Raw genomic sequence first — 23,282 nt, 5'->3', positions numbered from 1 at the left:
CTTTTTTTGTGCAATATATTTGAAAATACAAGCAACGCAAAGAAAAAGCAGCCGTACTCCATGATTGGAAAACGACTGCGGACAATTTGTCAACAAACTTCTCACAAAACATAGCGCACCTTAGCTTGTGCTAAGACAGTACGCAAGCTGTTTACTTACGCCCCAACGATGATTCAAAGCAATGAAAAACCGTTTCGGCTAATTTCCCTAGACCTATTTCTACATGTTGCTTCACTCCATAGGGTTAATGAAATTTGCGACCTCTACCTGTTCAAAGGTAACTTTTATTCAAATTTTGACTCGCTCTGATTTTAGAAGAAAAAAGGGTAGTTGTCAACTGAAAATCAGCTTAAATATTAAACACTTTTATAACTTATGCCGTTTTTGGATTTTTTGGCTCACGTCCCAAAATAGCTTGTATGACTGTTAATCCAATTAAAAGACCTAAAATCAAATAAATGAGACTTGAATATTGCGTGATACCCCAGCCCCAAGTATGATAAATTAACATTGTGACCCAGAGCACAACTGCTGAAAGAACATTCAAAAGTCCAAAAACCCATAAGTTTCCATTTTCTTTACGAACAAGATAGAATATAGAAAAGTATAAACTAAGGGCTAGCCAAGCAATATTAATCAAAATAAGACCCCAATATATAAAAGCTGCTAACATAATTTTGTTCACCTCGCTTATTATTTCAATCAAAGTAATTTTATCATGTTTTATATAAGTTGTCACAAAAATTGTGAATTTTTTCATCAAATTTGCTTGGTTAAAGTCCAAGACAAACGGATGTAGTTATTGTATGATAGATAGAGAAATTGTCATTGAAAAACTTTTAATAAGTGATTGACGGGAGGAAAAGATGCCTGAACGTAGTGAAAAAGAGAAAATGATCGCTGGAGATTTATACTTTTCGGCTGACCCAGAATTAGCTGCAGATAGGAAAGCAGCCAGAAAGAAGCAGATTTTAATTAACCATGAAGATGACAGCAAACGCCGCAATCAACGGGTAAAAGAAACATTCGGTAGTGTTGGTGACTCCCTCCATGTTGAGCAAACAATTCGTTTTGATTATGGTTATAATATATCTGTGGGCGAAAATTTTTATGCGAATTACGACTGCGTGTTACTTGATATTTGTCCTATTACCATTGGTGATAATTGCATGTTAGCACCTAATGTTAAACTATATACAGCCTCCCATCCACTGCATCCTATCAAAAGAAAAAGTGGTCTAGAAGACGGAAAGCCCATTACGATAGGAAATGATGTGTGGATCGGTGGAGGCTCTGTCATAATACCGGGGGTTACTCTAGGTGATAATGTTGTTGTGGGCGCAGGCAGCGTGGTAACCAAATCTTACCCTGATAACGTAGTGATCGCTGGAAATCCAGCCAAAGTTATCAAAACAATTGAACTAGATCCAGAAGAAGCGACGCCATTAGAGCAGCAACAAGACATTATTGACGACTTAGATTGGCAAGTTGTTGAATTGTTAGAAAAAAGAATAGCAGCTGTAAGTAATATTTTACAGACAAAAACGAATGATGACACAGATTTTTTTACATCAGAACGTTATGAAAAGATATTGTCACACGTCCAAAAAGCTGTGACCAACCCTGCATATGAAGAGATCATTCAAAAGACTTTCAAAGATCTTTTGAGGCATACGCAAGAAATGGAAGAAAAATTTAGAGATTAATATTGACATTCCTTTGGAGATACGATACATTGTTCACATTAATAAGAAAATAATATCTGTAGAGCAGGGAAGTAAATTTGGATTCTTTAAAGAGAGACTCTGGTTGGTGAGAAGAGTTAAGTATGAAAAATTGAAAATGGCCTGGGAGGATAGTATGTCGATAAGTAGGCATACTCGGAGGTTCAACCGTTAAAAAGAACACCGATCTTTCAAACATGAAATGTCGGACTAAGGGAAGGTTTAACTTCTGAACAAAAGGTGGTAACACGAATATTCGTCCTTTTACTGGCTCAGGCTGGTAAAAGGATTTTTTTATTTTAATAGGAAATAACAATGACATGGTAAGTAAATAGGCGATTTTTTTACAGAAAACTCCGATAGCTGAGAAGGAGGAAAATAGCTTATTGAAAATGGCCATCGAGTGATTCATCTTTAAGTTAATATAACAAAAAGATGACGGGGCAACCGATATTTTGCTAATGTGTACAGATATGTACAGATGAGAAGAAGCTGTTTATACAGCTTAATTGAGGTGGTACCGCGCTTTAAGCGTCCTCAAGAAAACAAGGAAGAAGCTGTTTTCTTGAGGACTTTTTTTATAAAATACAAATGAATTTCATCAATGAATGAGGAGAGGATAAAAATGATCGAATTAAAAGATATATCAGTAACTTTTCGTCAAGGGAATCGAGAAATCCCTGCTGTAAGAAATGTTGATCTTTCAGTGGATCAAGGAGATGTATATGGCATTGTTGGTTATTCGGGCGCTGGTAAAAGTACCTTGGTCCGGGTGATCAACTTATTGCAACAGCCCACAGAAGGCACAGTGGAAGTGAATGGGACGGATTATACAACGTTAAAACCAAAAGAACTACGAGCTAGACGTAAAAAAATAGGGATGATTTTTCAACATTTTAATTTAATGAACCATCGTTCTATTTTTGATAATGTCGCTTTTTCTTTAAAATATGCTGGTGTTTCAAAAGAAGATCGTCGTCAAAAAGTAAATGAATTGTTGGATTTAGTGGGACTGTCAGCAGAAATCAATTCCTACCCCAGCCAGTTATCTGGAGGACAAAAACAACGGGTGGCAATTGCCAGATCTTTAGCAAATGATCCAGAAATTTTATTATGTGACGAAGCTACTAGTGCATTGGATCCCAAAACTACCTTACAGATTTTAGATTTACTAAAAAAATTAAATAAGCAATTAGGACTAACTATCGTTATAATCACCCACGAAATGCAAGTTGTTAAAGAAATCTGCAATAAAGTAGCGGTTATGGAAGATGGAAAAATTATTGAACATGGCGAAAGTATTCAAATTTTTAGTAAGCCAGAACAACCGTTGACTAAAGATTTTATTCGAACAGCAACGCATATTGACCAAGCCTTGGATACCATACTTGGGAGTACTAGTTTTTCGAAGTTGGGAGAAAATGAATGGCTAGTTGAACTTTCTTATGTAGGCGATCAAACAAGTGAACCGTTGATTGCGGAGTTATATAGCCAATTTCAAGTCATTACTAATATTTTGTATGGTAATGTTGAAATTATTCAAGATACCCCTTTAGGAAGTTTAATTGTGACCCTATCAGGGACTTTGGAACAAAGACAAAAAGCTTATGAGTATTTAGTCAATGAAGGCGTATATGTCAACGTGCTAAAACAAACCGAAGGAGGCCTTTAATATGCAAGCTATACTTGAAGAATATTTACCTAATGTCATGGAAATCCCTGATGAGTTTATTGAAGCAACGCAAGAGACCATATATATGACTGTTTATACTTCCTTAATTGCAGGTGTCTTGGGTCTGTTCTTTGGTATTTTGTTAGTTGTTACTAGACCTGGAGGGATATTAGAACAACGTGTATTTTTTAATATTTTAGATCAAATTGTCAATATTGTCCGTTCTATACCTTTTATTATTTTGTTAGCATTGTTGGTTACAGTCACACGTTTTATTGTAGGAACTTCCATTGGTGCGACTGCCGCTTTAGTACCATTGATTGTCGGTGTAGTCCCTTTTTACGCGCGACAAGTGGAAGTAGCTTTACTAGAAGTTGATCCGGGTGTAGTTGAAGCTGCAGAAGCGATGGGAACGAGTCCAATCGGCATTATTTTCCGAGTGTATTTATTAGAGGGATTACCTGGAATCATTCGAGTTTCAGCCTTGTCAATTATTAATGTGATTAGCTTGACAGCTATGGCAGGTGCTGTTGGTGCTGGGGGGCTAGGGAACTTAGCCGTTACTAGAGGTTATAATCGTTTCCAAACAGATGTGACTTGGGTCGCTTTGATTATCATTTTGATCGTAGTGTTTATCAGCCAGGCAATTAGTAATTGGTTAATCAAAAAAGTGAGTCATTAAATTGGGAGGAATGTTAAATGAAAAAAAGAAAAAGTTTGTTAGCTTTTGCTTTTGCAGCTCTTTTTATTATTACTGGGTGCAGTAGTGGACAAGGTGATTCAGAAGCAGCAGAAAGTACTTCAGAAGATACGACAGTTAATCTAGGTGTAATCGGAGCAGATACGGATGTTTGGGATGATGTAAAAGACCGTTTGGCAGATGAGGGGATAGATATAGAATATGTAGAGTTCACCGAGTATAGTCAGCCCAATACAGCCTTAGAAAACGGTGATATCGACCTTAATTCTTTCCAACATCAAGACTTCTTGGATAATTATAATGATGAACGAGGATCTGATCTGGTATCTATTGGAAATACTGTGAATGCTCCTTTAGGAATCTACTCCGAAAAAATTGAAGATGTGGAAGAACTAGAAAACGGCGCAGAAGTTTCCATACCTGATGATGTAACAAATGGTGGGCGCGCTTTGAAACTTTTACAGACGGCTGATTTGATCCAACTTGACGAAGATGCACAAAATCCGACAGTTTCTGATATAACCGCCAATCCGAAAGATTTAGAAATTACGGAATTAGAGGCATCGCAAACTGCGCGTGCGATGGAAGATGTTGATGCGTCTGTAATTAATAGTGGTATGGCAGTGGATGCCGGCCTTTCACCAAATGATGACGCGATTTTTCTAGAGCCGGTAGATGATACCTCACGTCCTTACGTGAACATCATCGCAGCAAGAAAAGAAGATGAAGACAACGAAGTCTATCGAAAAGTTGTCGATGCTTACCAATCAGAAGAGACAAAAGAAGTGATCGAAGAAACGTCAAATGGTGCAGATATTCCGGCATGGGAAGAATTTGGCAGAAAATAGGAAAGAAAATTTAGCTATCGTTTATTTTGTGACTTAGCAAGACACTATTTAGCTAGAAACAGGAAGGCAGAATAAACGATAAATGGCTTATGTTAGCTATTTGTGATTTTAGTTTTTTGCGAACCACAATTAGAAGCTACGATTCTTTCTTTAAATGGTTTAAGGCAAATTTTAGCCAGTGAGGCAAAAAAATGGCCCCAAGATACTTAAAAGAAGGGCCACCAGTGAGACAATTGGTCCATGCTAACCTAGAGTAAGGGCCAATAGTAAGCATCTTGTCCCTTAGTTTCATTACTTTTGGTCCACTAACTTGATTTGTGGGCCTTTATCAGGGGAAGTTAGGGCCAATTCTTCCTAGAAAGAACAAAATATCTGATATTATAAAAAATTCATCAACCGCTAATTTTTATTACGGTTGATGAATTTTTTTATTCAATCACTAATACACCTTCATTTAGTGCAAATGGATTTTCTTCGTTGATATGGTCATAAAAAAGAACACCGTTTAAGTGATCAAGTTCATGTTGTACAACAACTGCTGGATAGTTTTTCAGACGAATTTTTTTCTTTTCACCTTCGGCATTATAATAACGTAAAGTAATTCTTGCTTGACGCACCACATAGCCAGGGACATCTCGATCTACTGACAAACAGCCTTCACCTTCGCCTAAGCAAGCGCCTTGTACAGAGTGACTTAAAATTTTTGGATTATATAAAACATCCTTAAATTCAGGTTCTTCGACGTTAGGGTCCAAACTTGGAACTAAAACAGCGGTAATACGTTTTGAAACATTCACTTGTGGAGCAGCCAAACCAATACCACCTCGTAGTTCTAACTCTTCAGCTTTTTGGGGGTCTTGACTATTTTCTAGAAACTCCATCAGTTCATTTCCTAATTTTTTGTCTTCATCACTTAAAGGTAATGTGACTTCTTCGGCCACTTTTCGTAAAGTAGGACGACCTTCACGAATAATATCATCCATTGTGATCATTGATGACCAAACTCCTCTCAACTATATCTTCATATGTAGGTTTTCTTTGCCCAAGTGTTAGTTTAACACAAAAAAATAGTAGTGGCGTGAAAAATGTTTGCGCTAAAAAGTAAAAATTTAAGCAAAACGCTCCTCTTATGTTTAATTATTTTTTAGTTAGCGCTGTCTTTATTGGTCATATCGTGATAATCTAATTGTATAATAGTAAACAAGCATATCATATAAGGAGGTGGCAGCAGTGAAAATTATTGCTGTAGAGGATGCAGTAGGGATGACCTTGTGGCAAGATATGACTCAGATTATCCCTAAGGAAAAAAAGGGGCCACGTTTTCGCAAAGGCCATGTTATAACCAAAGAAGATGTAGCCATATTACTAAATATGGGAAAAGCTCATATTTATGTCGGTGAAAAGCAAGTTGGGATGATCCATGAAGAAGAAGCGGCACAATATCTTTTTCAAATGTGTAATAGTGAGCATTTGGTGCCTTCTGAAATAAAAGAGGGGAAAATTGAAGCTATCGCTGAAAAACAAGGAGTTTTAACAGTTGATCAAAAACGATTAGAGATAGTGAATGCAACTGGAAAAACGATGATTGCGACAAAACCAAATTTTTATTCGCTGGAAAAAGGAGAAGTTGCTGCAGGTATGCGGATTATTCCACTTGTTATGGAGGAAAACAAATTAAAGGATCTAAAACAACATATCGGAAAAAGGCCTTTACTACAATTACATCCATTTACTTTTAAAAAAATTGGCATTATAACAACCGGTAGCGAAGTCTATTATAAACGTATCAAAGATGGTTTTGAGCCGGTACTAAGAAAGAAAATTACGCCTTTTCCAGCTGAGATTATCGCAACTAAAATTGTTGATGATCAACTAGAAATGATCGAACAAGCTATCAAGGAAATGAAAAATAAGGGATGCGATATCATCTTGTGCACAGGAGGAATGAGTGTTGATGCTGATGATTGTACACCGACAGCAATACAAAATACAAGTGAGCAGTTCATTTGTTATGGCACACCTGTTTTACCAGGATCTATGTTTGCTTTGTCTTATTTAGATAATGGAGCAACTGTGATGGGACTTCCAGGAGCCGTTATGTTTTCAGCCAGAACAGTCTTTGACTTAATTTTGCCGCGTGTGATGGCTGATATTAAGCTATCTTTTACAGATATTGCTTCACTTGGTTGCGGCGGTCTGTTGTAGAAAGGAAGTCTTATATGTCACCGTTTATTATATCTATGAGAACCGCAGCTGTGTCTGGTGTTATTACTTTTTTTCTGGGCATAGTAGCTGCTAAATTAGTCATTTCAATGAAAAATGACTATTGGAAAATGACGATTGATGGTATTTTGACGCTCCCTATGGTTTTGCCGCCTACGGTTGCTGGATTTTTTCTATTATATATTTTTGGTGTTCAAGGACCTGTTGGTAGTTTTTTCTTGGAATACTTCTCTTGGAAAATCGCTTTTTCTTGGAGTGCAACGGTATTAGCTGCCATCGTAATTTCATTTCCTTTAATGTATCGCTCTGCTCGGGGAGCATTAGAACAAGTGGACAAAAATTATCGTTACGCAGCACAAACACTTGGTTTATCAGAGAGTTATATATTTTTTAAGATACAGTTACCACTTGCCACACCAGGTATTCTTTCTGGAGGGATTTTATCTTTTGCTAGAGGATTGGGAGAATTTGGCGCGACGGCGATGATTGCTGGCAATATTGCAGGAAAAACTCGGACATTGCCATTGTCAATCTATTCATCGGTAGCTGCTGGAAGAATGGAAGATGCTTATCAAGAAGTAGGAATTATTGTACTCTTTTCTTTTGTAGTCGTTGTAGCAATGAATTTAATTACTTTAAAAAGTAATAAAAAAGGAATGAAGAGGAAAAAGCTATGAGTTTGGAGATTAATATTGAAAAAAATTAAATTCCTTTACTTTAAATAGCTCTTTTTCAATGAATTCTAATCATACTGCTTTGCTAGGAGCTTCAGGCTCAGGAAAAAGTATGATTTTAAAATGTATTGCCGGCATTGAAACTCCTGATAAAGGGGTAATTAAAGTAAACGGACGTACTTTATTTGATGATAAAAAAGGGATTTACATAAAACCACAAAAACGTAAAGTAGGCTATCTTTTTCAGGATTATGCTTTGTTCCCGAATTTTACTGTTCGAAAGAACATTTCCTGTGTGAAAAATAAAGGGAATAAAAAAACAAAAGTAAGATCTCTTCTACAACGTTTTGATATAGAAGAAATTGCTGATTCTTATCCCGCAGAATTGTCTGGAGGACAAAAACAGCGAGTGGCTTTAGCTCGTTTACTGGCTAGTGAACCGGAAATATTAATGTTAGATGAACCTTTTTCAGCTTTAGATACTTTTTTAAAGGAAAAAGTAGAGATTGAAATGAAAAATTTTTTAGCTGAATTCTCAGGCGATGTTATTATGGTAACCCATAATAGAAGCGAAGCGTATCGATTATGTGAAAAGTTAGTTATTTTAGATGAAGGACAGACAATTGAAAAAGGGGATTTAAAAGAGATTTTTGAACAGCCGCAACATTTGGCAACTTCAAAACTAACAGGATGTAAAAATTTTTCCCGCATAAAGAAAATCACTGAGCATCAATTGTTTGCCTGTGATTGGGGAGTCCAGTTGAAAACTGAAAAAACAATTACAGACGATATTGGATGGGTTGGTGTGCGTGCACATGACTTTTATGATCCTTTCGACCAACAAGTAGATAATTCTTTTTCTCCTACAATGATTGATACTGCTCAGACACTTTTTGAACGACAGCACTTATGTCAAAATCAAGAGGCTAAAGAAACAATTTGGTGGAAAGTTGATAAATCACAAGCACAAGCGGCATTTTCAGGGAAATTGGCAGTACTGCCAGAAAATATTCAGTTGTTAAAAGCGAGGGAGTAATAAATGTATAGAGTAGCAGTTATCGTTTCAAGCGATAGTGCTTATGCGGGCAAACGTGAAGATACCAGCGGGAAAAAAATTGTTGAACTTTGTCAGCAAAAGGACTTAAAAATTAGTGAACAATTGGTGTTGCCAGATGATAAAGAACAACTGATCAAAGCCATGAAAAGAATTTGCGATCAAAAAAATGCCGATTTAATTTTGACAACAGGGGGCACAGGACTAGCGCCAAGAGATTGTATGCCAGAAGCTACGCAAGCAGTTGGACAAAGGAATGTACCGGGAATTTCTGAAGCAATGCGTAATTTTAGTATGCAGATTACCAAACGTTCAATGCTGAGTCGAGGAGTATCGGTCATACGTCATCAGACATTGATTATCAACCTACCGGGAAGTCCTAAAGCAGTAGAAGAATCATTAACTTATATTATTGATCAGCTGCCTCATGCAATCGGCTTGATACAGGATAGACAAAATGAAGCTTATAAACATTAGTCAACCAATGATAAAAAAAGAGACTGGAAAATTTTTCCAATCTCTTTTTTAGGTGTGTTAAAACGAACTTATATTTTTTGTAAATATAAAATTATTGTGCTGCAGTAAAACCATAATCTTCAAAAACTTTAACAGTTTCATCAGTTTGCAAGAATGTTAAAAAGTCCTTGGCTGTTTTTGCATTCTGGCTGTCTTCTAACTGAGCAACTGGGTAAAGGATAGGGTCTTTGATACTTTCTTCTGGTGCTTCATCAATCACGGTCACGTCAGCGGTCGTCTTGGCGTCTGTCTCATAGACTAAACCTGCATCTGCACTATTTTCAGCTACCCAATTTAATACTTGGGTCACATTAGTTCCCATACTGAAACGATCTTTGAGTGAATCCCATAAATCTAAATTAGTTAGTGATTCTTGAGCGTATTGTCCTGCCGGGACACTTTCTGGGTCCCCAATTGCGATTGTATCTGCATTTTTTAAATCAGCGAAGTCTTCCACTTCTTTAGGATTATTCTCTGGTGTGATTAAGACTAATTTATTTTCTAATAAGCCTATTTCTGAGTCTTTATCAATGAATTCTTCCGCAATTAATTCATCCATTTGCTGAGTAGCCGCTGAAAAGAAGATATCTGTGTCCATTCCTTGTTCAATTTGTGTTTGCAAATTACCAGAACTATCATAAGTACCTTCGATTTTTACTTTGTCATATTCTTTTTCATACATGGGGATTAATTTTTCTTCAAATGCATATTCCAGGCTTGCTGCCGCAGCTAAATGAATCGTAGTATCAGCTTTTTCCTCTGTTGTGGCTGCAGTGGCATTTTTTGAGCCATTGGAATTAGCGCATCCTCCTAAAAATATTAACCCAACAGCAGCGGTTAATCCAATTTGCCATTTCTTCATTTTTGTAAATCTCCCTTATTTTGTATTCATGCTCAGTTTATCACGATGTGTATGTAAAAAATAGCGCTTTTTCGATAAAAAGTAATTATAGCTGAATTTTTTTTATAAAAAATGTATAAAAATTTTCATGAAATTTGAAAACATTTTTCTTGCAAACTCATATCAACAGCGTACAATGACATATTGTCATATGACAGCGTGTCATAAATTCTTAGAGAAATAAAGGAGGGAACTTGTTATGCCCAATGAGACCTTTTTTAACCTCCCCAAAGAAAAACAAAAGCGGATTTTAAAAGCAGCAAAAAAAGAGTTCTCACAAAGTGCATTAAAGGATGCTTCTATTGCTAATGTCGTAAAAGAAGCAGATATTTCCAGGGGTAGTTTTTATCAATACTTTGAAGATATGGAAGATTTATATTTATATTATTTTCATTCATTAGGAAAAGATAACCATAAACAATTTCTTATTCATTTGAGACAACATCAAGGAGATTTGTTTGCTACTTTTGAAGAATTTTTTTCAAGTTGGATTCTAGAAATATTTAAAGGTGAAAATGTACTTTTTTATAAAAACTTGTTTACAAGTTTAGATCCTCGTGCTATCCATCGATTTATTACTTTTAATGAAGCAAATCAGCAGAAAGAACTACGGAAAACGAGTGATGCGGCGCATGAAAAAATGCAAGAAATCACAAAAGCGATGTTAAAAGAGATTGATCAGACGAAATTAGCGGTTGTTGATGATCAACAGTTGGAATTGCTCTTTCGTTTATTGATACATATTACTTTTTCAACCATTGCTGATGGTTACCGTCACCACTGTAAAAATGGAGAGTATGATATTCAAAAAATTAATGAAGAATTCCATTTGAAATTAAATTGGTTACAAAAAGGAATGGAAACAAACGAAAGGGGGAATCATTGATGATAAAAGTAGTAAAAAAAGCGTCTGTTGTTTCTGCTTTGTTAGCAGTTGTTTTTATGGCATTTCAAGTACTTGCTGATTTATATTTACCAAATATGACATCAAATATCATTGATAATGGTGTTGCTAAAGGAGATATAGATTATATTTGGCGAATCGGCGGTATTATGATGATAATCTCCGTCATAAGTATTATAGCAGCTTTTGGGAATGCTTTTTTCGCAACAAGAGAATCACAAAGATTAGGAAAAAAATTACGTACTGAAATTTATAAAAAAGCTGAGAATTTTTCAATTAATAAGTTTGGTAATTATGGTGCAGCTTCCTTAATTACTCGGACGACCAATGACGTAGAGCAAGTTCAAAGAGTGATGCAAATGTTTCTACGTTTAATGATTCAAGCGCCTATTATGTTGCTGGGCGCAAGCTTTCTAGCCTATCAAAAAGATGCACAGTTAACAAAGGTATTTTTAGTTGTCATTCCTTTAGTAATTGTTGCTGTCGGAGGGATTATGTATTTTGCTGTTCCTTTGTTTCGGAGTATGCAAAAAAAGACGGACCGTATTAATTTAATATTTCGCGAAGAATTAACAGGTGTCCGTGTGATACGGGCTTTTAACAAGGAAAACCATGAAACAGATCGTTTTGATCAAGCCAACCGTGACTTCACTCATACAGCGATTAAAGTCAACACTATTGTTGCTTTTATGATGCCTTTGATGACACTGATTATGAGTGGTACAAATATTGGAATTACTTGGTTTGGTGGTCAGTATATTGCTGACATGCAATTACAAGTGGGGAATATGATTGCTTTTATTACTTATGCTATGCAAATATTGATTAGCTTTATGATGCTTTCTATGATATTTGTTATGGTTCCAAGAGCACAAGCTTCAGCTGATCGGATTAATGAAGTGTTAGAAGAAACCCCTGATATAACTGACAAAAAGCAGCCGGAAGAGATTTCTTTGAGTAAAGAAGAGGCTACTTTGACATTTGATAAAGTAAATTTTCGCTATGCAGATGCGGATAGTTTGGCTTTAGAAGATGTTAATTTTAAAGCAAAAGCTGGTCAAACCGTAGCAATTATTGGGGGTACAGGTTCTGGTAAAACAACTTTTGCCAATTTATTACCCAGCTTACATGAAGTTTCTTCAGGGACAATACGTTTAAATGGTCATGATATTCGAAACATCCGTCAACATGACTTACGGGAGCTTATCGGTTTTGTCCCCCAAACAGCGGTGTTATTTCGCGGAACGATTCGAGAAAATATGCGTTATGGTAATGTAGAAGCTTCAGAAGAACAAATCTGGCAAGCATTAAAAATAGCGCAGGCACAAGATTTTGTCTTAGAAATGCCAGATGGCTTAGATAGCCATGTTGAACAAGGCGGCGGCAATTTTTCCGGAGGTCAAAGACAACGATTGGCTATCGCGCGTGCATTGATTAAAGCAGCTGATTTGTATGTATTTGATGATTCTTTTTCAGCTTTGGACTTTAAGACGGATGCAAACTTAAGACAAGCACTGCAACAAGAAATACAAAATGCAATCAAAGTGATTGTTGCCCAACGTGTAAGTACGATTATGGATGCAGATATTATTTTAGTTTTAGAAGCAGGTAAAGTTGTGGGTAAAGGTACACATAAAGAATTACTGGACAATAATAAAACCTATCAAGAAATTGCTTATTCGCAACTAAGAGAGGAGGATTTAAAATGAGTAAAGAACAAAAAAATGCAACAGAGCAAGAACCTACTCCTCTAAGGAGGCGAAAACCTAGAAATTTTTGGAAAACCGTTCGTCGTCTCATACGTTATTTGTCCAGCCGATCGATTGCCATTATATCTGTTTTTATCTTGGCTATTGGCGCCGTTATTTTTCAAATTCAAACGCCGAAAGTCTTAGGTCAAGCTACGACTGAGATATTTGAAGGGGTAATGGCCGGTGTTAAACAAATGCAGGCCGGTGAACAAGTGAATACACTTCCTATTGATTTTGACGCTATAGGACGTATTTTACTAGTGGTTATTGCAATGTATTTGACTTCAGCAGTTTTTAATTTTTTACAACAATTCATCATGACAAGAGTATCACAACGTTCTGTCTATCAAATGCGCAGAGATTTGGATCAAAAAATGGACCGCCTTCCAATGTCTTACTTTGATACGCATAGTAATGGGGATATTATGTCACGTGCGGTAAATGACATGGATAATGTCGCTGGCATGTTACAACAAAACTTAACACAATTTGTTACTAGTGTTGTAACATTTATTGGTGTTTTAATTATGATGTTAACTATCAGTTGGCAGTTAACTTTGGTAGCTTTAGTGACCGTACCTTTAAGTTTAATTGTGGTTACGATTATTGCGCCTAAGTCACAACGTTTTTTTGCTGAGCAACAAAAGCGCATGGGCCTTTTAAACGACCAAGTTGAAGAAACTTATGGGGGACATACGGTGGTTAAGTCATTTAATCATGAAGCCGCAGACCAAGAAGTTTTTGAAAAAGAAAATCAACAATTATATGAAGCAGGTTGGAAAGCGCAATTTGTTTCGGCGATTATCATGCCTTTAATGAATTTTATTAAAAATCTAGATTATGTGTTTGTTGCTATAATCGGTGGTATCAAAGTTGCTAACGGGAATATGCCTCTGGGAAATGTGCAAGCTTTCTTACAATATACGAATCAGTTCTCACAACCGATTAGGCAGTTATCTAATTTAGTAAATACGATACAGGTTACCATTGCTTCAGCAGAGCGTATTTTTGAAATCTTAGATGAACAAGAGATGGTAGACCAACCGTCTAATTTACCAGTAGAAGAAAATACTGCTTATAAAGTCCGTTTTGAAGACGTGCAATTTGGTTATAGTCGTGACCAATTATTGTTTACAGGCTTTAGTTTGGATGTGAAACCAGCAGAAACTGTTGCGATTGTGGGACCGACTGGCGCTGGAAAAACCACATTAATTAACTTGCTAGAACGTTTTTATGATGTTTCTGGTGGTAGCATTCGATATGATGGCGTAGATATTCGAGATATGTCTAAAAAAGGATTGCGTAGTAAATTATCGATGGTTTTACAAGATACCTGGTTATTTAGTGGAAGTATCTATGAAAATATCCGTTATGGTAATGATCAAGCAAGTTCTGCTGAGGTCAAAGAAGCTGCTAAGGCAGCACATGTGGATGACTTTGTCCATCAATTACCAGACGGCTATGATACAATCTTAAATGAAGATGCTAGTAATATTTCGCAAGGGCAAAAACAATTAATCACCATTGCGCGGGCCTTTTTAGCAGATCCAGAAGTTTTAATTTTGGATGAAGCGACTTCTAGCGTGGATACGCGGACAGAAACTTTGATTCAAAAAGCGATGAATCGTCTCTTAGAAAATCGTACTAGCTTTGTCGTGGCTCACCGACTTTCTACGATTCAAGGAGCAGATAATATTGTTGTTATGAACCAAGGTTCTATTGTTGAAACCGGAAATCATGACCAATTGATGGAAAAAAATGGCTTCTATGCTGATTTGTATAATAGTCAATTTTCTTCAGGAGAGTTAGCCTCATAGTTCATTTAAAAAATTCGAATGGGATTTTCTCGGCTGTAGCCGACCCTTCGAATTTTTTCTATGCGTTATCCATGCTATAATAAAGGTAGAAAAATTTGGAGGAAAAAATATGACCTTACGCGTAGAAAACTTAACAGGCGGCTATAATCAAATTCCTGTGCTAAAAGATTTAAATTTTACGATCAATGATGGAGAATTGGTTGCTTTGATCGGATTAAATGGTGCAGGCAAAAGTACGACGATTAAAGAAATTATCGGCTTACTACAGCCTCAACAAGGACGCATTGAATTAGACGGACTTACGATCAATAAAGATCCGGAAAGCTATCGGTCAAAGATTGGTTATATACCCGAATCTCCACTTTTATATGAAGAACTAACCTTAAAAGAACATTTAGAAGTTACAGCGATGGCTTATAATATTGAGGAAAAAGAAGCGTGGAAACGAGCTGAACCACTACTGAAAACCTTTCGCTTAGACCAACGTTTAGAGTGGTTTCCTGCTAATTTTTCTAAAGGAATGAAACAAAAGGTAATGATTCTATGTGCTTTTTTGGTAGAACCAAGTCTTTATATTATCGATGAGCCATTTTTAGGCTTAGATCCTTTAGCTATTCACTCATTACTGGAATTAATGCAGTCTTTTAAAGCGCAAGGTTCGTCCATTTTGATGTCTACGCATGTTTTGGCAACGGCGGAAAAATACTGCGATCGATTTATTATGCTTCATGATGGACAAATAAAAGTTCAAGGAACTCTAGGAGAATTACGTCAGAAATTTAATATGCCCCAAGCGTCATTAGATGATATCTATTTGGCGTTGACAAAGGAGGCTTAACAATGAAAGCTTTCTTTCAGGCACGCTTGAAAAAACATCAAAAGCGTATATTGCGCTATATGAAATATGTACTTAACGATCATTTTGTATTGATGATGACTTTTTTATTAGGTGGCATCGGATTTTATTATTCCAACTGGTTAAAAACACTATCTCCAGGTTATTCACTCGGTGGTTTACTTGTTTTAGTTATTTGGATTGTTTCCCTACATATGGGTCGTTTTGTGAGTTTAGCCCAACCAGCAGATCAAATTTTCTTATTACCTAAGGAAAAGCAGATGCGATCTTATTTGTCGGCGGCCTTTTCCTACAGTTGTATTTTTCCATTTGTGGTTATTCTACTAATTTTGGCTTTTACGATGCCTTTAGTCGTGGTATCTACTGGGAATTCGTTTGCGACTTTTTTCTTTTATTTACTTAGTTTATGGGGCCTTAAAATTAGTCATCTAGAAATTCAACGAATGAGTATTTTTCAGGATATGAAAAAAGCCAAAAAGAACGCTTATTTCTTATGGATTATTTTTACACTGATTATTTTGACAATTAGCATATGGTTCCAACCGATTTTGGCGACAATGATCTCTGCGATACAAATCATTTTGTTTCACAAGTTATGTTGGCAGTCGATGAATGTGGCCCTAGACTGGGAAGAAATGATTAATGAAGAACAAGATCGTCTGCATCGTATTTATCAATTCATTAACCTATTTACGGATGTACCTGAAATTGCGACTAAAATGAAACGTCGAAAATATCTTGATCCTTTATTAGCACGGATCTCTTTTTCACAAGATAATACTTATTTGTATTTATACGCTCGTCGTGTATTACGGGGTAATGAATACAGCGGCTTATATTTACGGCTAGTGATTTTAGGAGGAGTTTTACTTTATTTTGTCGCTGAGCAGTGGTTTGCTTTAGGGATCGGTGTCCTTTTTATTTATCTGATTGGTTTCCAGCTTCTTCCATTGTATCAGCAGTTTCAATATGTACCTTTAACGAAATTATACCCAGTTAAAAAAGAACAGAAACTGCTAGCTATGCAAAAATTGCTATTTTTACTTCTAATTTTTTGCGCTGTAGTATTTGCGGTTATTAGTTGGTTTTCTTTATCTGATTGGAGTGAAGGCTTAATTGCTACGTTTGCTTATCTATTAATGGTGCTTTTCTTTGTAAAATTTTATCTTCCTTATCGGCTCAAAAAAATGGATAATTAAACAATATTTTTGTAATGAAAATCGAACATACATGTGCTTGACGATATGAAATTAGCAAGCTAAAATAAGAATTACTGCGAAAAAGGAGGTAAGCTTTGATGAATATGCGTATGGATAATGATTGGCAACTACGCCCCATCAAAGGGGATACGGGAAAAGCATATATTGGATTAAAAGAACAAGACAAAATATTTATCAAACGTAATACAACACCAATGCTTGCTGCTTTATCAAAAGAAGGGATTACCCCTAAGTTGATTTGGACAAAGCGAACGGGGGACGGAGACACGCTTTCGGCTCAAGAATGGTTGGAAGGGCAACTATTAGATCCTGAAGAGATCGGTCAAAGAAACGATGTCATTGATGTTCTTTATCATTTACATCATTCAAAGTCTTTAAAAGACATGTTAAAAAAAATGGGTGGTATTATAAAACCTCCTAAAAAAATGTTGGGAGAGTATGAAGAAACTTTACCCGATACATTAGCCAAAAACCAATTTCTAGGGATGGTTGCACATTATCTTAGAAAAAATATCCCGACTTTTAAATCATCAGAAAAAAGTGTTGTTCATGGCGATGTAAACTATCGCAACTGGATTGTCTGTCAAAATTATTTATATTTGGTAGATTGGGATTCTGTGATGTTTGCTGATCCAGCTGTAGATATTGGCATGATTTTAGGAAATTATTTACCTATCTCTAGTTGGAGTCAGTGGTTAATGAGCTATGGACTGCAAAGCACTGAAGAAAACATTGAAAAGGTTTATTGGTATGCGCTACTTAGTATGCTCCAAGAAATAAAGAAGTGTTATCTTCAAGGTGATTTAAAACAAATGAATGAAGAAATTCTACAATTAAAACGAATTTATACAGGATAAAAGGGTGGATGTGTCTATGAGGACGACAACCACCCTTTTTAGAAGGAGTTAAGTATGAGAATTAGAAAACGACCGGGTGCTGCCGAGATAGTTGCTGACAATCCACAATTTGTAGTTTCTGACCCAAAAGCATGGCGTGGACACTGGAAGGAACGCTTTGGCAATGAACAAGCGTTACATATCGAAATTGGTATGGGAAAAGGGCAGTTTATTACTGAAATGGCTAAAGCTCATCCTGAGATCAATTATATCGGGGTCGATTTAGAAACAACAGTAGTATCTTTTGCCTTAGATAAGGTAAAAGAAGCTGAGCTTTCCAATGTTCAGTTGCTTCATGTGGATGGATCAGCTTTGACTGAATACTTTGCTGACAATGAAATTGATTTAATTTATTTAAACTTTTCCGATCCTTGGCCTAAAAAAAGACATGCTAAAAGGCGCCTTACTTCGCCTAAATTTTTAGCTGTGGATGAGAAAATTTTGCAACCAGGTGGAGAAATCCATTTTAAAACGGATAACCAAGGGATGTTTGAATATTCATTGGCCAGCTTTTCGCAATACGGTATGATCATTAAAGAGGTTTGGCTCGACTTACACGCAAGTAATTTTACTGGCAATGTTATGACTGAGTATGAAGAAAAGTTTTCGCAAAAAGGGCAACCGATTTATCGTGTAGAAGTGAAATTTCCAGATAGAAATTAGGGAATGAAAGAATTAAAAATAATAAATCCGAGCTATTTAATTGGATTAGAACATTTTAACTGTAGTAATTCAAGATAAGCCCATTAGTTTTTTCCAATAATTTTTAAATGTAGGAACTGTTTCTAAAAGTTGACATTATAAGGTTCCCATTTTATGATTTTTATAAGGACATAGAAATGAAGGAGAGATTAAATGAGTTTAACAGATACGTATACTTTATCAAATGGTGTAAAGATTCCTGTAGTTGGTTTCGGTACTTGGCAAACACCAGATGGAGAAGTTGCTGAATCTTCTGTTTTAGCAGCTTTAAAAGCGGGTTATCGTCATATTGATACAGCAGCAATTTATGGGAATGAAGAATCTGTGGGCCGGGGTATTGCTAAAAGCGGTGTTCCTCGTGAAGAACTATTTGTCACTACTAAATTATGGAATGCAAATCATTCCTATGAATTGGCACAAAAAGCAATTGATGCCTCGTTAGAAAGACTGGGCTTAGATTATGTTGATTTGTATCTTATCCATTGGCCTAACCCAAGCGAATTTAGAGACCACTGGCAACAAGCCAATGCAGATACTTGGCGTGCCATGGAAGAAGCTGTAGATGCTGGCAAGATTCGCTCACTAGGAGTGTCGAACTTTTTAAGTCATCATATTGACGCTTTATTAGAAACAGCAAGAATAAAACCTGTGGCTAATCAAATTTTCTTAAATCCAAGTGACCAACAAGAAGATCTTGTTGCTTATAATAAAACGCATGACATTTTAAGTGAAGCATATAGTCCATTAGGAACAGGTAAGATTTTTGATGTGCCTGAATTAAATGTTTTAGCTCGTGTTTATAATAAGACGATTGCCCAAGTTGTTTTACGCTGGAGCTTACAAAAAGGGTTCTTGCCGCTGCCTAAATCTGTACATGAAAAACGTATTATCGAAAACACACAAATTTTTGATTTTGAACTAAGTGGTAAAGATATGCAAGCAATTGATGGATTAAAAGGCACTGCTGGCGTAGGGCCAGATCCTGATAATAAATAAAAGAAAAATAACTCTGCTGTTAAAAAATTAATAGTAGAGTTATTTTTTTACTTTAGACCATTCATCGATTGTTTGGCCATTATTATCTTTTAATACTAACCAGCTGTTTGTTCCACCAAAGTAAAGGAACAAGCCAACTTCATTGACACTTTTTAAAATAATATCTTCAGTCGTAATGAAATTCTGTATTTTATCTTTTTGTTCATCACGTAATTGCGTCCCCATTCGTGCACCTAAGCCTACAGAACCGTCTTTGTTTAGGGAATAAGATGGGCGTAAATGTGCTCCTTTTTTAATAAGAAATTCATTGCGTTTTTGCCAAATAACAGTAGCTTGGCTGTGAAAATCGTCAACAAAAAATTCAATTTCACTTAATGTTTTTTTCCAACGGTGCTGCGCTTTAGCAGGCGTTCTTTTTTTCTGGGTAAAAGTAAAGCCAAATTTTTCTAAAAGTAAAAGTAATTTACCTAAATAATCATACATCTCCACTTGGCTTGGCTCGTTTACTTCTGTTAGTTCCGGTAAGCTTTTTCCTTTAGCTATATTAGTAAGGCACTGTTTTAAATCATCATTATCTAATGTTTGGGGAGGAATAATTTGAACCATAGTATCTGCAGTGGGGATATTTTTGTGATCTGGAGTGGATTGGATCGACTTGAATTTCTTATCTTTAAAAAATAAGAAAAGACCATGTTTAATATCAGTAAGTTCATTTTTATCATAAAAAATAATCACTTTGCTATCAAAATCTGTCAGTGTTAATTCAGCTTTTTCATTATCTAAAGCAAGTTCAGCATTTAAAGTCATCATCGTTGTCTCCCAAAATTGTGTTTTTCATTATTTTGTTTGTAGTATACAACATTTTTCTTATAAAAAGTAGCATAATGATTATGGAAAAAAGCTTTTTACAGCTGTGAAAGATTCTTTTTTATTTGCCGCTTTTGTTAAAGACTAGTAGACTGAAAGTATAGTCATGATGAGGAGGTTTTTGCATGGAAACTGTTACATTAAATACGGGAATCAAGTTACCTATTATCGGTAGCGGTACTAACACCTTTGGGAAAGTCGATCACGCTTATCAAGGTGAAATTAACGGTGATACCACAGAAATTCTGATGGCAATCGATGCTGGTTATCGTCATTTTGATACAGCAATTTCTTATCGTAATGAATCCGTTGTAGGAAAAGCACTAGGAGAAAGCAAAAAGGCGCGTAATGAGTTTTTCATTACCTCTAAAATTCCTGGAAGACAAGAATATTATGCGGATGAAGAAGCTGTAAAAAAGGGCGTTGAACAAAGCTTACAGGCACTTAATACGGAGTATATTGACTTGTATTTGATTCATCATCCTTGGGACAGCTTAGCGCAAATGTTGTCTATGTGGCAAGTATTAGAAGGCTATGTAGATCAAGGGAAATTAAAAGCTATCGGCGTATCTAACTTTAATGAAAAAGAGTTGGGTTATTTAGTAGAAAATGGACGAATTAAACCAGCTGTAAACCAAGTAGAATCTCACCCTGGAAATTGGAATGACGCAATTATTAATTATTCACTAGCGCAAGAAGTTGTTCCAGAAGCCTGGGGTCCTTTAACTAGAGTGAGTGATCAAGCCAAAGAAAAATTGAGTGAAATAGGCGAAAAATATAACAAAACTTGGGCACAAGTTATTCTACGTTATCAAATCGAACGTGGTGTAGTTGTTATTCCTAAATCACATAATCAAAAGCGACAAGAACAGAATCTAGAAATTTTTGACTTCAAACTTTCAGATGAAGACAAACAATTGATTAGCGCACAATAGAAAATATAAAAAAATAAAGTTATATCGATCGCTGATATAGCTTTATTTTTTTATAGAAGATTGCAAGGATTGTATTTTTCCGCTACTATGTAAGAAGTTATAAAATTTGGAGGTAAACGATGACAATTAAAGCAATTGCAATGGACATGGACGGCACATTACTTAATGAAGGAAAAACCATAAGTAGCAAAACGAAAGCGGCCTTGCTTGAAGCACAAAGACAAGGCATTAAAGTAATCTTAGCATCAGGTAGACCCACTCCTGGCTTATTCAAGTACGCAGAAGAACTGGCAATGGAGGAATATGATGGTATTGGACTTTCATTTAATGGTGCTCATGTACTGGATTATCAAACAAATGAGGTGTTGTTCGAACAGCCTTTACCATTAGAAACTTCTAAAGCCATCTTAGAGCATCTAAAGGGCTTTGATGTTAAACCGATGGTATGTCATCAAAATTATATGTACGTTAACGATGTTTTTGACAATAAAATTCATTTTGCAAATGAAGAGATCAATATTATTGAATATGAAGCAAGAGCTGGTGGCTACAAGCTTTGTGAGGTTAACGATTTAGCAGGATTTTGTGATTTTCCTTTGCATAAAGTCCTGGTAGCAGCAGACCCTGATTATTTAAAGAAACATTATCAAGAGATGATGAGACCATTTAAAGGCCAAGTCAGTGCACTTTTTTCAGCCCCTTTTTATTTTGAATTTACTGACCTGGGCGTTACTAAAGCCAAAGCAATTGCTGCGGTTTTACCTAAGTTAAATGTAAAAAAAGAAGAATTAATGGCATTTGGAGATGGTCAAAATGATCAAGCAATGATTGAATATGCTGGCATTGGGATTGCAATGGATAATGCTACAACAGAACTAAAGCAAGTAGCTGATGAAATAACTTTGTCTAATAATGAAGATGGCATTGCTCATGCCTTAGAAAAGTACCTTTCTTAGTATTACTTGACTGAAATTTTTTAAAGCTAGTAAACGAGTAAATGTGTTGCTAGCTTTTTATTTAATTGACCCAAGGTTACTATGCTAAAGTAATATATAAACATAATAGAAAAGTGACTGCTGATACTGGTGTCATAGTGTATTTTTCTTTTTTACTTTGAGATATAAAGTTTGCCAGAGTCATTAAACCCAAAGCGATTGTGATTATCCACATTAATACATAACTAGGTAAAAAGTCTAAACCATTAAATATCTTAGCATGTTTTAGAACAACTACCGCCATGAATAAGAGGATCAAAGAACTAATCGCACTTATCGCACGTAATTTTTTAGGTAAGATTTTATAATATCCGCCTAATGTAAACTCAGCAAGAGGAAATCCGAGTGTCAGTAATTCCTGAAAAATTGCCAGAGATACAAAGATGATTGCGACAATGATTGAAGATATGGTAACCAAATTGTTTTCCATGACATCACCTCTTTTACAATACGTGGATTTTAAAAAACCAAGCGAACTAAATAGCTCGCTTGGTTTTTTACTCATCTTCACTATATATTCTTTTATTTTCTACATCCGTGCGTACGATCAAAACATCGCATGAAGCGTTACGTGTGACGTATTCTGAAACAGAGCCGATAAATAGACGTTCAACTGCATTTAGCCCTGTTGCGCCTAAAATAATTAAATCAACGTCTTTATCTTGGGGGATTTGTTTAGCAACAATTAACTTAGGCGAACCATATTCGATTACAGTTTCGACTTGTTCAACACCACTGTTTTTGGCATTTTCTTTATAATCACTCAAAGATTGTTTTGCTAATTCAGTCGCTTGATCTGCTAACATTGAATCAAAGGAGTTTACATCTTGGAACGCTCTTGTATCAATCACATGTACTAACAATAAGCTTGCTTCATTTCGCTTTGCAATATTAACTGCTTTTTGAAATGCTAGTTCTGCTTCGTTGGACCCATCAACGGCGACCATAATTTTTTGATATTGTTGTAACATCACACCACGACCTTCCATTTATTTCTAATTTTATTATACCTTTTTTGCCCCAAAAATAAA

General features: G+C 35.8%; 24 protein-coding genes, 1 riboswitch and 2 other annotated features. Of the genes, 18 read left to right on the top strand and 6 right to left on the bottom strand.

Features of this window, described 5'->3' with window-relative positions:
- Positions 1 to 103: 103 nt before the first annotated feature.
- Positions 104 to 274, bottom strand: a riboswitch (Lysine riboswitch).
- A 99-nt stretch (positions 275 to 373) separates the two neighbouring features.
- Complete coding sequence (locus C7K42_RS11785) at positions 374 to 673, bottom strand: hypothetical protein (protein WP_014125551.1); 300 nt, start codon at positions 671 to 673, stop codon at positions 374 to 376.
- Between the two features lie 193 nt (positions 674 to 866).
- On the opposite strand from C7K42_RS11785, the gene C7K42_RS11780 reads away from it, so the two are divergent.
- The 4 genes from C7K42_RS11780 to C7K42_RS11765 all read left to right on the top strand — a co-directional run bounded on the left by C7K42_RS11780 (position 867) and on the right by C7K42_RS11765 (position 4,944).
- Positions 867 to 1,706: a maltose acetyltransferase domain-containing protein gene (locus C7K42_RS11780; RefSeq protein WP_103083800.1), complete on the top strand. Its 840-nt coding sequence runs from the start codon at positions 867 to 869 to the stop codon at positions 1,704 to 1,706.
- 50 nt (positions 1,707 to 1,756) lie between these two features.
- Positions 1,757 to 1,991 (top strand) — a binding site (T-box leader).
- Between the two features lie 39 nt (positions 1,992 to 2,030).
- Positions 2,031 to 2,266, top strand: a binding site (T-box leader).
- Positions 2,267 to 2,349: 83 nt separating this feature from the next.
- Entirely contained in the window at positions 2,350 to 3,396 is a 1,047-nt protein-coding gene (locus C7K42_RS11775; RefSeq protein ID WP_103083799.1) for a methionine ABC transporter ATP-binding protein, read from the top strand.
- 1 nt (position 3,397) lies between these two features.
- Entirely contained in the window at positions 3,398 to 4,078 is a 681-nt protein-coding gene (locus C7K42_RS11770) for a methionine ABC transporter permease (RefSeq protein WP_094243207.1), read from the top strand.
- A 17-nt stretch (positions 4,079 to 4,095) separates the two neighbouring features.
- On the top strand, positions 4,096 to 4,944 hold the full coding sequence (locus C7K42_RS11765; RefSeq protein WP_014125546.1) for a MetQ/NlpA family ABC transporter substrate-binding protein: 849 nt from the start codon (positions 4,096 to 4,098) through the stop codon (positions 4,942 to 4,944).
- Positions 4,945 to 5,372: 428 nt separating this feature from the next.
- Here the strand turns inward: C7K42_RS11765 and def are convergent, their stop codons facing one another.
- A complete protein-coding gene (gene def / locus C7K42_RS11760) occupies positions 5,373 to 5,936 on the bottom strand; it encodes a peptide deformylase (protein WP_103092071.1) in 564 nt (187 codons plus the stop codon).
- 238 nt (positions 5,937 to 6,174) lie between these two features.
- Between def and C7K42_RS11755 the strand changes: the two genes are divergently transcribed.
- The 4 genes from C7K42_RS11755 to C7K42_RS11740 are packed head-to-tail and all read left to right on the top strand — an operon-like array spanning position 6,175 to position 9,372.
- A complete protein-coding gene (locus tag C7K42_RS11755) occupies positions 6,175 to 7,149 on the top strand; it encodes a molybdopterin-binding protein (RefSeq protein ID WP_103091878.1) in 975 nt (324 codons plus the stop codon).
- A gap of 14 nt (positions 7,150 to 7,163) precedes the next feature.
- Positions 7,164 to 7,844: a molybdate ABC transporter permease subunit gene (gene modB, locus C7K42_RS11750; protein ID WP_094243209.1), complete on the top strand. Its 681-nt coding sequence runs from the start codon at positions 7,164 to 7,166 to the stop codon at positions 7,842 to 7,844.
- 58 nt (positions 7,845 to 7,902) lie between these two features.
- Positions 7,903 to 8,877, top strand: coding sequence for a sulfate/molybdate ABC transporter ATP-binding protein (locus tag C7K42_RS11745; RefSeq protein WP_103091879.1), 975 nt, complete (start codon positions 7,903 to 7,905; stop codon positions 8,875 to 8,877).
- 3 nt (positions 8,878 to 8,880) lie between these two features.
- Entirely contained in the window at positions 8,881 to 9,372 is a 492-nt protein-coding gene (locus tag C7K42_RS11740) for a MogA/MoaB family molybdenum cofactor biosynthesis protein (protein ID WP_014125540.1), read from the top strand.
- Positions 9,373 to 9,463: 91 nt separating this feature from the next.
- On the opposite strand, the gene modA is transcribed toward C7K42_RS11740, so the two are convergent.
- Positions 9,464 to 10,273: a molybdate ABC transporter substrate-binding protein gene (gene modA / locus C7K42_RS11735; RefSeq protein WP_103091880.1), complete on the bottom strand. Its 810-nt coding sequence runs from the start codon at positions 10,271 to 10,273 to the stop codon at positions 9,464 to 9,466.
- Between the two features lie 238 nt (positions 10,274 to 10,511).
- Here modA and C7K42_RS11730 point away from each other — a divergent pair, with 238 nt between their 5' ends.
- The 8 genes from C7K42_RS11730 (at position 10,512) to C7K42_RS11695 (ending at position 19,454) form a co-directional block, all read left to right on the top strand.
- Positions 10,512 to 11,198, top strand: a complete 687-nt coding sequence (locus C7K42_RS11730; RefSeq protein WP_103083798.1) for a TetR/AcrR family transcriptional regulator — start codon at positions 10,512 to 10,514, stop codon at positions 11,196 to 11,198.
- A complete protein-coding gene (locus C7K42_RS11725) occupies positions 11,198 to 12,925 on the top strand; it encodes an ABC transporter ATP-binding protein (RefSeq protein ID WP_103097135.1) in 1,728 nt (575 codons plus the stop codon). Before C7K42_RS11730 ends, C7K42_RS11725 begins: the two co-directional genes overlap by 1 nt.
- The gene (locus C7K42_RS11720) at positions 12,922 to 14,784 is read left to right on the top strand and encodes an ABC transporter ATP-binding protein (RefSeq protein WP_103083796.1); all 1,863 of its coding nucleotides are present in this window, start codon (positions 12,922 to 12,924) and stop codon (positions 14,782 to 14,784) included. The genes C7K42_RS11725 and C7K42_RS11720 overlap by 4 nt, the downstream gene beginning before the upstream one ends.
- Before the next feature lie 109 nt (positions 14,785 to 14,893).
- Positions 14,894 to 15,622, top strand: a complete 729-nt coding sequence (locus C7K42_RS11715; protein ID WP_061840732.1) for an ABC transporter ATP-binding protein — start codon at positions 14,894 to 14,896, stop codon at positions 15,620 to 15,622.
- A gap of 2 nt (positions 15,623 to 15,624) precedes the next feature.
- Positions 15,625 to 16,839, top strand: coding sequence for an ABC transporter permease (locus tag C7K42_RS11710; RefSeq protein ID WP_094243215.1), 1,215 nt, complete (start codon positions 15,625 to 15,627; stop codon positions 16,837 to 16,839).
- A gap of 98 nt (positions 16,840 to 16,937) precedes the next feature.
- A complete protein-coding gene (locus C7K42_RS11705; protein ID WP_014125533.1) occupies positions 16,938 to 17,717 on the top strand; it encodes a phosphotransferase family protein in 780 nt (259 codons plus the stop codon).
- A 54-nt stretch (positions 17,718 to 17,771) separates the two neighbouring features.
- Positions 17,772 to 18,419 carry a tRNA (guanosine(46)-N7)-methyltransferase TrmB gene (gene trmB / locus C7K42_RS11700; protein WP_061840730.1) on the top strand — a complete coding sequence of 216 codons (648 nt, stop codon included), beginning with the start codon at positions 17,772 to 17,774 and terminating at the stop codon, positions 18,417 to 18,419.
- A 192-nt stretch (positions 18,420 to 18,611) separates the two neighbouring features.
- Positions 18,612 to 19,454 (top strand): aldo/keto reductase, encoded by an 843-nt coding sequence (locus tag C7K42_RS11695; RefSeq protein WP_094243216.1) that lies wholly within the window; start codon positions 18,612 to 18,614, stop codon positions 19,452 to 19,454.
- Between the two features lie 39 nt (positions 19,455 to 19,493).
- On the opposite strand, the gene C7K42_RS11690 is transcribed toward C7K42_RS11695, so the two are convergent.
- Positions 19,494 to 20,264: a hypothetical protein gene (locus C7K42_RS11690; RefSeq protein WP_234976214.1), complete on the bottom strand. Its 771-nt coding sequence runs from the start codon at positions 20,262 to 20,264 to the stop codon at positions 19,494 to 19,496.
- Positions 20,265 to 20,446: 182 nt separating this feature from the next.
- On the opposite strand from C7K42_RS11690, the gene C7K42_RS11685 reads away from it, so the two are divergent.
- Positions 20,447 to 21,256: an aldo/keto reductase family protein gene (locus C7K42_RS11685; RefSeq protein ID WP_103099734.1), complete on the top strand. Its 810-nt coding sequence runs from the start codon at positions 20,447 to 20,449 to the stop codon at positions 21,254 to 21,256.
- Positions 21,257 to 21,375: 119 nt separating this feature from the next.
- Positions 21,376 to 22,212: a Cof-type HAD-IIB family hydrolase gene (locus tag C7K42_RS11680; protein WP_014125528.1), complete on the top strand. Its 837-nt coding sequence runs from the start codon at positions 21,376 to 21,378 to the stop codon at positions 22,210 to 22,212.
- A gap of 79 nt (positions 22,213 to 22,291) precedes the next feature.
- Here the strand turns inward: C7K42_RS11680 and C7K42_RS11675 are convergent, their stop codons facing one another.
- A complete protein-coding gene (locus C7K42_RS11675; protein ID WP_014125527.1) occupies positions 22,292 to 22,681 on the bottom strand; it encodes a hypothetical protein in 390 nt (129 codons plus the stop codon).
- 67 nt (positions 22,682 to 22,748) lie between these two features.
- The gene (locus C7K42_RS11670) at positions 22,749 to 23,222 is read right to left on the bottom strand and encodes a universal stress protein (RefSeq protein WP_014125526.1); all 474 of its coding nucleotides are present in this window, start codon (positions 23,220 to 23,222) and stop codon (positions 22,749 to 22,751) included.
- Positions 23,223 to 23,282 lie beyond the last annotated feature (60 nt).

The sequence above is a fragment of the Tetragenococcus halophilus subsp. halophilus DSM 20339 genome, from assembly GCF_003841405.1.
Taxonomy (GTDB): Bacteria; Bacillota; Bacilli; order Lactobacillales; family Enterococcaceae; genus Tetragenococcus; species Tetragenococcus halophilus.
The sequence above is the reverse complement of the archived record's forward strand: the minus strand, read 5'-3'. Positions and strand labels throughout refer to the sequence as shown.

What these genes read in the sequence shown, in the direction of transcription:
- C7K42_RS11675 (WP_014125527.1), bottom strand. Translation starts at nt 22,681, where the DNA reads ATGGAAAACAATTTGGTTACCATATCTTCAATCATTGTCGCAATCATC.
- modA (WP_103091880.1), bottom strand. Translation starts at nt 10,273, where the DNA reads ATGAAGAAATGGCAAATTGGATTAACCGCTGCTGTTGGGTTAATATTT.
- C7K42_RS11740 (WP_014125540.1), top strand. Translation starts at nt 8,881, where the DNA reads ATGTATAGAGTAGCAGTTATCGTTTCAAGCGATAGTGCTTATGCGGGC.
- C7K42_RS11720 (WP_103083796.1), top strand. Translation starts at nt 12,922, where the DNA reads ATGAGTAAAGAACAAAAAAATGCAACAGAGCAAGAACCTACTCCTCTA.
- def (WP_103092071.1), bottom strand. Translation starts at nt 5,936, where the DNA reads ATGATCACAATGGATGATATTATTCGTGAAGGTCGTCCTACTTTACGA.
- C7K42_RS11705 (WP_014125533.1), top strand. Translation starts at nt 16,938, where the DNA reads ATGAATATGCGTATGGATAATGATTGGCAACTACGCCCCATCAAAGGG.
- C7K42_RS11780 (WP_103083800.1), top strand. Translation starts at nt 867, where the DNA reads ATGCCTGAACGTAGTGAAAAAGAGAAAATGATCGCTGGAGATTTATAC.
- C7K42_RS11690 (WP_234976214.1), bottom strand. Translation starts at nt 20,264, where the DNA reads ATGATGACTTTAAATGCTGAACTTGCTTTAGATAATGAAAAAGCTGAA.
- C7K42_RS11715 (WP_061840732.1), top strand. Translation starts at nt 14,894, where the DNA reads ATGACCTTACGCGTAGAAAACTTAACAGGCGGCTATAATCAAATTCCT.
- C7K42_RS11785 (WP_014125551.1), bottom strand. Translation starts at nt 673, where the DNA reads ATGTTAGCAGCTTTTATATATTGGGGTCTTATTTTGATTAATATTGCT.
- C7K42_RS11775 (WP_103083799.1), top strand. Translation starts at nt 2,350, where the DNA reads ATGATCGAATTAAAAGATATATCAGTAACTTTTCGTCAAGGGAATCGA.
- C7K42_RS11730 (WP_103083798.1), top strand. Translation starts at nt 10,512, where the DNA reads ATGCCCAATGAGACCTTTTTTAACCTCCCCAAAGAAAAACAAAAGCGG.
- C7K42_RS11765 (WP_014125546.1), top strand. Translation starts at nt 4,096, where the DNA reads ATGAAAAAAAGAAAAAGTTTGTTAGCTTTTGCTTTTGCAGCTCTTTTT.
- C7K42_RS11745 (WP_103091879.1), top strand. Translation starts at nt 7,903, where the DNA reads ATGAATTCTAATCATACTGCTTTGCTAGGAGCTTCAGGCTCAGGAAAA.
- C7K42_RS11710 (WP_094243215.1), top strand. Translation starts at nt 15,625, where the DNA reads ATGAAAGCTTTCTTTCAGGCACGCTTGAAAAAACATCAAAAGCGTATA.
- modB (WP_094243209.1), top strand. Translation starts at nt 7,164, where the DNA reads ATGTCACCGTTTATTATATCTATGAGAACCGCAGCTGTGTCTGGTGTT.
- C7K42_RS11670 (WP_014125526.1), bottom strand. Translation starts at nt 23,222, where the DNA reads ATGTTACAACAATATCAAAAAATTATGGTCGCCGTTGATGGGTCCAAC.
- C7K42_RS11685 (WP_103099734.1), top strand. Translation starts at nt 20,447, where the DNA reads ATGGAAACTGTTACATTAAATACGGGAATCAAGTTACCTATTATCGGT.
- C7K42_RS11695 (WP_094243216.1), top strand. Translation starts at nt 18,612, where the DNA reads ATGAGTTTAACAGATACGTATACTTTATCAAATGGTGTAAAGATTCCT.
- C7K42_RS11770 (WP_094243207.1), top strand. Translation starts at nt 3,398, where the DNA reads ATGCAAGCTATACTTGAAGAATATTTACCTAATGTCATGGAAATCCCT.
- C7K42_RS11725 (WP_103097135.1), top strand. Translation starts at nt 11,198, where the DNA reads ATGATAAAAGTAGTAAAAAAAGCGTCTGTTGTTTCTGCTTTGTTAGCA.
- trmB (WP_061840730.1), top strand. Translation starts at nt 17,772, where the DNA reads ATGAGAATTAGAAAACGACCGGGTGCTGCCGAGATAGTTGCTGACAAT.
- C7K42_RS11680 (WP_014125528.1), top strand. Translation starts at nt 21,376, where the DNA reads ATGACAATTAAAGCAATTGCAATGGACATGGACGGCACATTACTTAAT.